The sequence below is a fragment of the Aminobacter aganoensis genome (assembly GCF_014206975.1).
In the GTDB taxonomy this organism is placed as follows: Bacteria; Pseudomonadota; Alphaproteobacteria; order Rhizobiales; family Rhizobiaceae; genus Aminobacter; species Aminobacter aganoensis.
Map to the genome: position 1 here is coordinate 1 of NZ_JACHOU010000037.1, position 7,847 is coordinate 7,847.

7 protein-coding genes and 2 pseudogenes are annotated in these 7,847 nt (G+C 62.6%); 4 read left to right on the top strand and 5 right to left on the bottom strand.

The window, feature by feature from the left end; genetic code table 11:
- Window positions 1-91 precede the first annotated feature (91 nt).
- Window positions 92-891, bottom strand: a pseudogene (locus GGR00_RS27950) (succinate dehydrogenase iron-sulfur subunit).
- Window positions 892-953: 62 nt separating this feature from the next.
- A complete protein-coding gene (locus GGR00_RS27955) occupies window positions 954-1,160 on the bottom strand; it encodes a DUF6522 family protein (RefSeq protein ID WP_077547589.1) in 207 nt (68 codons plus the stop codon).
- 484 nt (window positions 1,161-1,644) lie between these two features.
- On the opposite strand from GGR00_RS27955, the gene petA reads away from it, so the two are divergent.
- Together petA and GGR00_RS28760 are read left to right on the top strand one after the other, a co-directional pair.
- Window positions 1,645-2,148 carry a ubiquinol-cytochrome c reductase iron-sulfur subunit gene (petA, locus tag GGR00_RS27960; protein ID WP_246441731.1) on the top strand — a complete coding sequence of 168 codons (504 nt, stop codon included), beginning with the start codon at window positions 1,645-1,647 and terminating at the stop codon, window positions 2,146-2,148.
- A gap of 751 nt (window positions 2,149-2,899) precedes the next feature.
- Window positions 2,900-3,489, top strand: a pseudogene (locus GGR00_RS28760) (Shedu anti-phage system protein SduA domain-containing protein).
- Here the strand turns inward: GGR00_RS28760 and scpB are convergent.
- The gene (gene scpB / locus GGR00_RS27970) at window positions 3,429-4,118 is read right to left on the bottom strand and encodes an SMC-Scp complex subunit ScpB (RefSeq protein ID WP_184702821.1); all 690 of its coding nucleotides are present in this window, start codon (window positions 4,116-4,118) and stop codon (window positions 3,429-3,431) included. The pseudogene GGR00_RS28760 and the gene scpB sit on opposite strands and share 61 nt — an antisense overlap.
- Window positions 4,119-4,120: 2 nt before the next feature.
- A complete protein-coding gene (locus tag GGR00_RS27975; RefSeq protein WP_184702823.1) occupies window positions 4,121-5,074 on the bottom strand; it encodes a DUF1403 family protein in 954 nt (317 codons plus the stop codon).
- 125 nt (window positions 5,075-5,199) lie between these two features.
- Here GGR00_RS27975 and GGR00_RS27980 point away from each other — a divergent pair, with 125 nt between their 5' ends.
- Window positions 5,200-6,435 carry a site-specific integrase gene (locus tag GGR00_RS27980; RefSeq protein ID WP_184702825.1) on the top strand — a complete coding sequence of 412 codons (1,236 nt, stop codon included), beginning with the start codon at window positions 5,200-5,202 and terminating at the stop codon, window positions 6,433-6,435.
- Between the two features lie 77 nt (window positions 6,436-6,512).
- Window positions 6,513-7,679 (top strand): ATP-binding protein, encoded by a 1,167-nt coding sequence (locus tag GGR00_RS27985; RefSeq protein ID WP_184702827.1) that lies wholly within the window; start codon window positions 6,513-6,515, stop codon window positions 7,677-7,679.
- A 3-nt stretch (window positions 7,680-7,682) separates the two neighbouring features.
- Here GGR00_RS27985 and repC read toward each other — a convergent pair whose 3' ends face one another.
- On the bottom strand, window positions 7,683-7,841 hold the full coding sequence (gene repC / locus GGR00_RS27990; RefSeq protein WP_425488820.1) for a replication initiation protein RepC: 159 nt from the start codon (window positions 7,839-7,841) through the stop codon (window positions 7,683-7,685).
- Window positions 7,842-7,847 lie beyond the last annotated feature (6 nt).

Consider the following 7,847-nt stretch of genomic DNA (forward strand, 5'->3'; position numbering starts at 1 on the left):
AATCGGCGATATCTGTGACCTCTTCGACCCAACACAATGCCGAAACTTCTTCAAGGCTGCCGGATATGAGACCGATTAAGTGCGACACGCTCTAGCTCGCCGGTTCGATTATCATTTTCTTGATCTCGGCGATCGCCTTGCCGGGGTTCCACCCTTAGGGCAAGTCCGGGTGCAGTTCAAAATCGTATGGCAGCGATAGAGCCGGAAGGGATCTTCGAGGTCGTCGAGGCGCTGGCCAGTGGCCTCGTCCCGCGTGTCGGCAAGCCAGCGATAGGCTTGGAGCAGAGCGGCCGGACCAAGGAAACGGTCGCCATTCCACCAGTGGCTCGGACAGCCGGAAGTGCAGCAGAAGCACAAAATGCACTCATAGTAGCCGTCCAGTTCCGATCTCTCCTCCGGTGACTGGAGTCGCTCGTTTTCCGGTGCGGGCGTCTTGGAATGCAGCCAAGGCTCCATAGCGGCGTATTGAGCAAAGACATGCGTCAGATCGGGGACCAGATCCTTAACGATCCTCATGTTGCTCAAAGGGTAGATGCGCCCTGCCTCATCCGTCTCGGCAATCTCTCGGGTGCAGGCCAGCCAATTCGTCCCGTCGATGTTCATGGCGCAGGAGCCACAGACGCCCTCGCGGCAGGAGCGGCGGAAGGTCAGCGTCGGATCGACCTTGTTCTTGATCCAGATGAGCGCGTCCAGAACCATCGGGCCGCAATCGTCGAGATCGACCTCGAAAATGTCCAGCGTCGGATTGTCGCCGCTATCGGGATCATAGCGGTAGATCGTGAACGCCTTGGTGCGGGAAGCGCCAGCGGGAGCCTTCCACACCTGCCCTTCCTCTATCCTTGAGTCCGGAGCGACTCCGAAATTCCTCGGCAGCGGAAAACGCTTAAGAATGGTCGCGCTGGGAAGCTGATCCGACGAGTCGATGATCAGAGGGAGCCGCTTCTCCTTCCCCATCATTCGCCGAGCCTCCGCGAACTGTCCCCAAGCGGCCGCTCGCCGAAATCGACGGCGGACTGCTGGATGATGGTTCCCCTTTCAGTGACGATGACCCGGAGCCGCCGGTTACGGAAAAAGAAGGTAAGCCGGGAATGTCCGGCATCATCCCCTTCGCCAGCTTCGTGCCTGCAGGTTATCCTGCCGTCACGGATGAGCGGCTGCACGAGCGAGGCTCCGATTCAGGTCCCATGGCGATGATCGCGGCATCAACCTGTACCGCACCGTCCTCAAATTCGATGGCCGACATGATAAACTCGACGCCGCGGGCGCCCGGTTCGTGTATCGCTGCTGGACCATGGCTGGTATTATGGCTCTGTAGCTGCCTGTTGGAACCCCCGTAGCCGAAAAAACTGGTGCCCCGCTTCGAAGGAACCTCCTGCTGCCGGTCCGGTCGCCATCAGCCTTCAACAAAGATCCTAAGAAATAGAGCGGTGACTCGCAGGACCCTCAGCTGCGTTCAGCTGCCGCACTACCAAGCTATTGGCTCAGCCTAATTCTAGCCCTAGACTCTGTCAGTTGGGTAAGTTCCTTACGAACCGCACATCTGCCGTCCGCAACCAGGAACTTGCAGCGTCAAGGGAGTGTGTCTTGCCAGATACCACGACAAGCGAACCGACGCGACGCGATTTCCTCTATGTCGCGACCGGTATGGCTGGCGTTGTCGGCCTTGCGGGCGCAGCCTGGCCATTCATCGATCAAATGCGTCCTGATGCCTCGACCCGCGCCCTTTCCACGATCGAGATTGACATCTCCTCTGTGGAACCAGGAATGTCTCTCACCGCCAAGTGGAGAGGCCGCCCCATATTCGTTCGCAACCGAACGCCAGAAGAAGTCCAGGCCGCTCAGGCTGTCGAACTCCAGGAACTCAAGGACCCGGTAGCCCGAAATGCGAATCTTCTCGGTGAGCAGCCCGCGACGGATCTCGCCCGGTCGGCGGGCGAGGGACGGGAAAACTGGATCGTGATGATTGGCGTCTGCACCCATCTCGGTTGTGTGCCACTGGGTGAGGCTGGCGACTTCGGGGGGTGGTTTTGCCCCTGCCACGGCTCCCATTATGATACAGCGGGCCGGATTCGTAAGGGACCCGCGCCCGAGAACCTTGCAATCCCGACTTTTGAGTTTACGTCTGAGACAATCGTCCGTATCGGCTAGCTACCAAAAGCCGCTGTGCGGGAGGCTCCGGCGCTCGCTCGTGTCGTGGCCGTGATGGCGCTCGCTGCGATTGCACTCCCGACCAGCAAGATGGGCCCTCCCCGAAAAACAATCGCAACAGGCAAAACTGCATCATGCTTCCGAGGGATCAACCTGTAGGTCTCTGAACCGCTCCATGCGGCGAGAGCGGTAGGTTGCGCAACCGCAAGGGGCGGCGGGGCAGGGCCACTCGGGAATCCTTTTGCTTGCGGCCGTCGGGGGACCTGAAGTAGGCACCCGCTACCACCACCTGCTCGACGCGCAGGTGGTGGCAGCCCGGGCGGCACGCTTGGCCGTGTCGCTCGTATTGTCGTTCGTTCTGCCGGGATCCCGGACACGCTCACGGCCAGGGAGCCATCGCAGGATTCGCCGCCGGGCTGGTCCCCTGTCCTTTGACCCTTTTCGTCATGACCTTCGCGATCTCGCGCGGAGCGCCGGAGGCGGCATGGCTTTCGCTGCGGTGATGATGATCGGCGTGGCGCTGATTCTCGTCGCGGTGACATGGAATGCGATAGTCATATGATTTGCGCTCGTAAACTGTGATTTTTCATGGAATGAGGACCCTGTTTGAATGGGCTTGAGGATCATCCAGATGGCCATTCCGACCATCATTAGGTTCTCGGTGATAGTCCATATTGAATCGCAGCTCGCCGCGAAGGCCACCGAGCCGCAATGGCAGAAGCTGTTCGAGGCCAACCCGTTCATCCTGGACATGGCATTCAACGTGCCGGTGCTTTTGCTGCAGGGGCAGGCCCATGTCGGCGGCAAGATCCTGGACGGGTCAGGCGAGAAGATCGCCGATTTCCTGTTCACCAACCAGCTGACCGACAGTATTGCCATTCTGGAGATCAAAACGCCGGCATGGAGCTGGTCAGCAAGAAGCAATACCGCGGCCGAGTCTTGGCGCCCTCCCCCGAGCTGGTCGGCGCGGTCGTGCAGACCCTGGACCAGATCGATAAACTGCGCAGCGATATCTACCGGATTAAGGCGCTTAACCCCCAGCAAAAGCTGGAGGCCTACGGCATCAAAGGCGTGGTGCTGGCGGGTATGATCCCGGATACCGAGCGGAAGCGTTCCTTCGAGCTGTACCGCAACAGCTTGTCCGGTCTGTCTATCATCACGTTTGACGAGCTGCTAGCGAAGCTGAAATCCTGCGCGAGCTCCTGTCGGCGAAGCCTGCATAGCGGCATGGCGCGGGACCTCTGGAACGCCATAAAAGGGAACCCCAGCGCAACGCGCAGCTATTCGGTCGTCTCGTCTCCGACGTCCTCTTGGCCGGCGGCAAAGTCGGGCATGATGTGACCGCCAAGCAACTTTTCCTTCGACAGCAGCCCCGCATCCTCGAGCGCCTCGAAATCCGGCAAATCGCGCAGCGTATCGAAGCCGAAGTGGGATAAAAACGCCTTCGTCGTCACATAGGTATAGGGCGCGCCGGGCTGCGGCGAGCGCGGCCCCGACGCGATCAAATTCTGCGATCGCAGAATCCCGATCAGATCGCGCGACACCTCCTTGCCGAAGAATATAGAGAGCTCGCCACGAGTGATCGGCTGGAAGTAGGCGATACACATCAGCACCAGCGCCTCCGACTGCGACAGCGGTCGTGAACTCTCCGTCGGACCTATCGCGGTGCGAATGACGTCACCAAACGCCTTTTTAGTCCGGTGCTGCCAGCCGCCGGCGACCGAGACCAGCTCGTAAGGTCGGCCGGCGAGCTCGGCGCGGATGTCGTCGATGACCAGCTCGATGTTGCAGCCTCTGCCGACGACGCGCGCGAGCGTCTCCCGGGTCACCGGCTCGGTTGCGGCGAAGATCACCGCCTCGACCCGGCCCATCCACTCGCGCCAGCGCAGTTCCGGCGGCAGGTGCTCGAGTTCGGTGTCGAGCAGCGCCGACTGACTATTTTGCCCCTTACGTGCAGCGGATCCGACCATCGTCACAGCCCAAACAGCCGGAAGGAATCGCGACCGGACAGCTCCCGGACCGCCTCGAATGTTTGCAGCCGCTCGAACAGACGCCGCGCGCCGAACCGCGACAGGGTTTTGGTGGTCAGCGTGCCGGGCACGGCATCGTCGTCGAGCAGTTTCTTGATCACCTCCCCAGCCCCCTTGGCGCGAAGCTCGGGCATCACTGCCGCAAGCCGCTCGGCGCGCCGCGACAGGTCTGCGGCCAGCCGCAAGGCGTCGTCAGAACCTTGCGCCAGCGCCAGGCACACCGCCCGCTCCATTTCTTCTCCTCCCGGTCGAATTCTTTTTGGGCCATGGCCCGTGGCCCGAAACGCCGACGCAAAAACCTGGGCCATCAACAACGGCACCGGCCGCGGCCAGCGAAGTTTTTGCGCCACCAAAAAATCGGCGCACCACCAGGCCAACAGTTCCGCTGCCGGCGACACGGCAACAACCTGGCTGGCGATCGCCGCGGCGGCAAACGGCGCCGGCCGGCCAGAACGGACCACAGCATCAATTGTCCCCGGGAGATCGGAAAAACCGTCGTCCCAGCGCAGGCCGAGAAGCGCGACCACTTCGGCCAGTCTTTCAGCATTGATCGCCGGCGGTCGCGATGCCAGCTGCCGCCATGCGGCCAAAAGGTTGCCGGCGGGGCCGGGATCGCCGTTGGCCGGACGCAAATACCAGGCGTCGCGCAGCGCGGCCTGGTCCTCGGAGCGGCCGGCGAGACGCACGGCGGCGGCGGCGCATTTCAGGGCGAGCCGCTGCCGCCAGGCGCCGGCCCAGGCCGGTTCGGAGCGGACCAGATTGTCGAGCGAATTCAGCGCGGCGCCGGCAAAGAAAGCGGCGTCGGTGTCGTGCTCGAGCGGCCCGCCCGGCAACGCCCAGGCCGGCACCCGCGATGGCGCGGGCGCTGCAGTGGACGATGGGAAGGCACGAATCATGCGATAGATGATAAATCGGGAGTGCGCTTTACTCCATCATGAATGCTCAAAACCGCACAGCCTGTCGATCTATAAAAACGAACGATAATGTTGAATTATCAATCATATTGTGTTCCACTGCCGAAATGGCCTCTCACGTCGAGCAGAACCGCAAAAACCGTACTGGGTACCACTCCGCTCGACGAGAGCGCACGACCGAGAACGGCGATTTAGACCACGATCGCCCTGACAGCGGCTCGCCGGCAGAAGATCTGCCCGACATCGTCGATGTCGTGATGGCGATGGGGCGGCAGATTGATGATGTCCGCGTGCCCCTGTCCGACGGACCATCCCCTGCCCTGCAGCCCGCCGAAACTAAGTTCGCCGGCCAGATGCCTGCACATCTCGACGATCTCACCGAGCGAGCGCGCGGTTATGTCGAGGCGGCGAGTTCCGCCAACACCCGTAGGGCCTATGCCGCTGACTGGAAGCATTTTTCCGACTGGGCCCGGCGCCAGGGTTTTTCGCTCATGCCGCCCGACCCACAGGTCGTCGGTCTCTACATCACCGCCCTGGCCTCCGGCTCCGCTTCAGGCGGCGACAAGAAGTCCGTGTCGACGATCGAACGGCGGCTGTCGTCGCTGGGCTGGAACTATGCCCAACGCGGCCTTTCTCTCGAGAGAAAGCATCGCGCCGTCGCCACCGTCATGGCCGGTATCAGAAACAGCCATGCCCGCCCGCCCCGGCAGAAGGAGGCGATCCTGCCGGAGGATCTGATGGCCATGCTCGAAACGCTGGATCGTGGCACGTTGCGGGGCCTGCGCGACCGCGCCATGCTGCTCATCGGTTTCACCGGCGCCCTGCGCCGTTCCGAGATCGTCGGTCTCGATTGCGGTCGTGACCAGACATCGGATGGCCGAGGCTGGATCGAGATCTTCCCCGAAAAGGGCCTGTTGGTGACCCTGAGGGGAAAAACCGGTTGGCGCGAGGTCGAGATCGGCCGTGGCTCGTCCGACATCACCTGCCCCTTGGTCGCGCTGCAAACCTGGCTGAATCTTGCCCGCATCGCCCATGGCCCGCTGTTCCGCCGCGTTACCGGACAGGGCAAGCACGTCGGCGCCGAACGGCTCAACGATCAGGAAGTTGCCCGTCTCGTCAGGCGTACGGCGCTCGCCGCCGGCGTGCGCGGCGATCTGGCCGAAGGTGAGCGTGCCACGCTTTTCGCCGGCCATTCGCTGCGGGCCGGGCTGGCCTCGTCGGCAGAGGTCGAGGAACGCTATATCCAGAAGCAGCTCGGCCATGCCAGCGCCGAAATGACCCGCAAGTATCAGCGTCGCCGCGACCGGTTCCGCGTCAACCTGACCAAGGCAAGCGGGCTCTAGGCCACAGCGGCCGTTTTCGCTTGTCATCATCGACCTTTACCCTTGCAAATATGGATTCATGTTCCATAAATACAAGGATGATTACGCGCAGGATTGCCCCCGAAGTCGTCGAACTGCTTGAAACCTCGCCCGCCGTGGCCCTGCTGGGGCCGCGCCAGGTCGGCAAGACAACCCTTGCCCTTCAGATCGCCGAGACACGCTCATCGATCTACCTGGATCTCGAATCCGATGCCGATCGCGCCAAGCTGGCTGAACCGGAGCTCTACCTCGCAAGCCACGACGACAAGCTCGTCATCCTCGACGAGGTCCACCGGCTTCCCGGCCTGTTCCAGAACCTGCGCGGGCTGATCGACCGAGGCCGCCGCAGCGGTCTGCGTAACGGGCGTTTCCTACTGCTCGGCTCGGCCTCGATCGACCTGATGAAGCAGTCGAGCGAAACACTCGCCGGGCGCATCGCCTATGTCGAGATGCACCCGCTCGACGGCATCGAGGTCGCGCCTCAGGATATCTCCACCCTCTGGGTGCGCGGCGGCTTTCCCGAGAGCTTTCTTGCCCCGAGCGACCGAGCCAGCCTGCGTTGGCGGCAGGATTTCATCCGCTCCTACCTCGAGCGCGACATCCCGATGCTGGGGCCTCGCATTCCGGCCGAAACCCTGCGCCGCTTCTGGACGATGCTCGCCCACCACCAGTCCGGCCTGCTCAACGCGGCCGAATTCGCACGAGCTCTTGGCATCGATGGCAAGACTGTAGCGTCCTACCTGGACCTCCTGGTCGACCTGCTGCTGGTCCGACGCCTCGAACCGTGGCACGCCAACATGTCCAAACGTCTGGTAAGATCACCCAAGATCTACGTCCGCGACAGCGGCCTCACCCACTCGCTTCTCGGGCTCGGCACGCAGGAACAGCTTCTCGGCCATCCCGTCGCCGGCGGCAGCTGGGAAGGCTTCGTCATCGAAACATTGTCGGCTGCCGCACCTCCCGGCACCCGGATGAACTTCTACCGCACCTCCGCTGGTGCCGAAATCGACGTCTTGCTGACGCTTCCCGGTGCTGCCGTCTGGGCAATCGAGATCAAGCGCAGCCTCGCCCCCAAGGTCGAGAAGGGTTTTCACCTTGCGGCCGAAGACATCAGACCAGACCGCCGCATCCTCATCTATCCCGGCGCGGAGGCCTATCCCCTGCCCCACGGTGTCGAGGCCCTGCCACTCGCCGCTGTCGGCGCGGAACTCGCAAAGCTGCACTGAGGCCTACCCCGCTTTTGCCTGGGTCCCTCCCCTGCCGCGCAGCAAGGCCATCAGCACCGGTCCGATGGAGAATTCGCCAGCCCGTGCCTTTGCGGTCAGGCTGCGCAGGTAGCCGCCGGGGCTGGCAATCGCCTCACCCTTCTGCAGCATCGCCGCCACCATGATCGC